The sequence below is a fragment of the Actinomadura sp. BRA 177 genome (genome assembly GCF_013372625.1).
Classification (GTDB): domain Bacteria; phylum Actinomycetota; class Actinomycetes; order Streptosporangiales; family Streptosporangiaceae; genus Spirillospora.
Genome location: NZ_JABXFD010000503.1, coordinates 1 through 3,201 on the forward strand (window position 1 = coordinate 1; position 3,201 = coordinate 3,201).

At 75.4% G+C, this 3,201-nt stretch carries 4 protein-coding genes; 3 read left to right on the plus strand and 1 reads right to left on the minus strand.

The window, feature by feature from the left end; translation table 11 throughout:
• Nucleotides 1-168: 168 nt before the first annotated feature.
• From HUX53_RS29390 to HUX53_RS29400, 3 genes are read left to right on the plus strand one after another with little or no spacing between them, the layout of a single operon-like run.
• A complete protein-coding gene (locus tag HUX53_RS29390; protein ID WP_176406475.1) occupies nucleotides 169-1,716 on the plus strand; it encodes a hypothetical protein in 1,548 nt (515 codons plus the stop codon).
• Entirely contained in the window at nucleotides 1,713-1,907 is a 195-nt protein-coding gene (locus HUX53_RS29395) for a hypothetical protein (protein ID WP_176406474.1), read from the plus strand. The genes HUX53_RS29390 and HUX53_RS29395 overlap by 4 nt, the downstream gene beginning before the upstream one ends.
• An 11-nt stretch (nucleotides 1,908-1,918) precedes the next feature.
• Nucleotides 1,919-2,710 carry an SDR family NAD(P)-dependent oxidoreductase gene (locus tag HUX53_RS29400; RefSeq protein ID WP_176406476.1) on the plus strand — a complete coding sequence of 264 codons (792 nt, stop codon included), beginning with the start codon at nucleotides 1,919-1,921 and terminating at the stop codon, nucleotides 2,708-2,710.
• Nucleotides 2,711-2,777: 67 nt separating this feature from the next.
• Here HUX53_RS29400 and HUX53_RS29405 read toward each other — a convergent pair.
• Nucleotides 2,778-3,201, minus strand: a 424-nt coding sequence (locus HUX53_RS29405; RefSeq protein WP_176406477.1) for a hypothetical protein, incomplete at its 5' end; no start/stop codon positions are given.

Below are 3,201 nucleotides of genomic sequence, written 5' to 3' on the forward strand. Positions count from 1 at the left end.
TCGTGTAGTCAGCTTATCTTGTGGTGGGCAGGGTAGGAGGGGTAAAGGGGACAGGTCCCAGTACATGCCGAGGAGCGCGATCAGCAGGGACGGCAGCGCGGCCTGCCGGGCTGGGCGGCGCTGCCGCTGCAGGTCGCGCTGCCGTCCCTGCTGATCGCGCTCCTCGGCATGTACTGGGACATCTCCCTGCACATCTCGCACGGCCGCGACGAGGGCCCGCTCGCCAACATCGCGCACTACCCGATCCTGATCGGGCTGTTCGGCATCTTCACCTCCGGCGTCCTGGCCGTGGTGCTGCCGAAGGGGACGCGGCCCGGCGCCGCGTCGGTGCGGATCACCCGGGACTGGTATGCGCCCGCCGGCGGCGTCCTGCTGGCCGGCGCCGGGTTCTACGCGCTGCTCGGCTTCCCCCTCGACGACGTGTGGCACCGCATCTTCGGGCAGGACGTGACGCTGTGGGGCCCCACGCACCTGATGCTGATCGGCGGGGCCGGGCTGTCGCTGGTGGCGATGATGATCCTGGAGCGGGAGGGCCGCCGCGCGGCCGCCGGGTCCGCGCGGCCGCCCGGCTGGCTCCGCTATGCGCGCCGCTGCATGCTCGGCGGCGGGCTGCTGATCGGGCTGTCGGTGTTCCAGGCCGAGTACGACTTCGGCGTGCCGCAGTTCCGGCTCGTGCACCAGCCGCTGCTGATCGCCCTGGCCGCGGGCTGCGCGCTGGTCGCGGTGCGGCTGTGGGCGGGACGCGGCGCCGCGCTGCTGGCGGCCGCGTTCTACATGCTGGTGCGGGGCGGGGTGTCGGTCCTGGTCGCCGGGGTGATCGGGGAGCTGTGGGCGGCGGTGCCGCTGTACTTCGCCGAGGCGCTGTGCGTGGAGATCGCGGCGCTGGTACTGGCGCGGCGGCCGCTGCTGACGGGCGCGGTGTCGGGGCTGCTGATCGGGACGGCCGGGTTCGGCGCCGAGTACGCCTACGGGCAGGCGGCGTTCCGGCTGCCGTGGACGCCCGACGTCCTGGCCGAGGGCATGGCGATGGCGGTGACCGGCGGCGTCGCGGGCGGGCTGTGCGGGGCGCTGCTGGCGCAGGGGCTGGCGGGCCGGTTCCCGCGGCGGGCGGCGGCGCGCGGGATCTTCGCGGGGGCGATCCTGGCGGTGTCGGCGGCGGTCGCCAACGGCCTGCTGATCTCCGTCCCGTCCGGGCGGACCGCGACCGTCACGCTCACCGACGTGCGCGGCGACGCCGCGCACCGCACCGCCGGCGCCCGCGTCGAGTTCTCCCCCGCCGGCGCGGTCGATGGGCCGGCGTGGGTGACGGTGACGGGCTGGCAGGGCGAGGGCCTGCACGTCGACTACCTGGTGAAGGAACGCGACGGCGTCTACCGGACGAGCGCGCCGATGCCGCTGCACGGCGGCTGGAAGACGCTGATCCGCGTGCACGACGGCCGGACCCTCGCCGGCGTCCCGGTCTACCTGCCCGCCGACCCGGCGATCGGCGCCGGGGAACTGCCCGCCCCGGCGGAGTTCACGCGGGACGTGCAGGGCGAGCGGCCCGTCCTGCAGCGGGAGCTGAAGACCGGCGTGCCGGGCTGGCTGTGGGCGGTGTGCTCGGCGGTGGTGCTGGCGTGCACGCTGGCGCTGGTGATCGCGCTCGGCTGGGGCGTCGCCCGGATCGCCCGCCGGCTCCCCGGCACCGGTGAAGCGGGCGCGGAGGCGGGCGCGTGAGCGCCGCCGGCGGGATCCTGGCGACCCACCCGCTGATCACGGCGGTGCCGTTCTTCGTGCCGACGTTCATCGTCGTCGCGGTGATCGCCGTGGTGATCTGGCGGGACCGCCGCCGCGGCGACGACACCCGCGACGACGCCCGCGACGACGCCTCCGGCGGGGGCCCGCACGACCCGCCGCGCGAACCGTAGACTCTGCCGTCATGAGCGACCGGCCGTCCCCCGTCCCGTACCTGTCGGAGCTGTTCTCGCTGGAGGGCCGGGTCGCGGTCGTGACCGGGGGCAGCTCCGGGATCGGCCGGGCGATCGCGGTGGCGCTGGCCCGGTCCGGCGCGTCGGTCGTGGTGGTCGCGCGGCGGGAGGCGGAGCTGGCCGCGACCGTGGCCGAGCTGGCGGGGCACGGGTGCCGGGCGGCGGCGGTCAGCGCCGACCTGGGGTCGCGGGACGCGGTCGCCGAGGCCGCCGAGCGGGCCGCGGCGGCGTTCGGGGAGCCCGACATCCTGGTGAACGCGGCGGCGGTCAACCTGCGCCCGCCGATGGACGACCTGGGCGAGGACGTGTGGGACACCACGATGGCGGTGAACCTGGACGCCCCGTTCCTGCTCGGGCAGCGGTTCGGGCCGGGCATGGCCGGGCGCGGCTTCGGGCGGCTGATCCACATCGCCTCGCAGCAGGCGTTCCGCGCGTCGGTGACCAGCGGCGCCTACGGGGTGTCCAAGGCGGGCCTGGTCGCGCTGGCCCGCTCGCAGGCCGAGGCGTGGTCGGGCCGCGGCGTCACCGCCAACACCCTGGTGCCGGGGTTCGTGATGACGCCGCTCAACGCGCGCCTGTCCTCGGACCCGGTGAAGGTGAAGGCGCTCGCCGAGCGCACCATGACCGGCCGCAACGGCCTACCGGACGACTTCGCGGGCGCCGCGGTGTTCCTGGCGTCGGCGTCGGCGGCCTACGTCACCGGCCAGTCGATCTTCGTCGACGGCGGCTTCTCCGCCCACTGACCCACCGCCCCGCCAGGCCCGCCACCCGCTGCCGGCCAGCCCACCCCGGCTGCCGGCCCAGTGTCGGCTAGGCCCACAGTCCGGTCGCCGCTACCGCTGCGGCCGGGTCCGTGGCGTGCACGATGCCGCCGGCGGGGTGTCCCTCCTCGTCCAGGACGCGCCATCCGCCGACCTGCACGACGGGGATGCGCCCGGCGCGCATGGCCAGGGCGATCTCCGACAGCGTCCCCCAGGACCCGCCGACGGCGATGAGCGCGTCGGCGGCGTTGACCAGGACGTTGTTGCGGGCCTGCCCGAGCCCCGTCGGGACGGCGATGGTGAGGTCGGGCCCGGCGCCGGCGCGGTCTGCCGCGGGCAGCACCTCGACGGCGATCCCGCCGCCGGCGCCGGCACCTGACCCTTCACCACCGCCTACGTCGGCGACGACGACGACGAGTTCGATCCCGAAGTGAGACTGATATCTAACAAAAAAACAACAAAAGCCCACAACG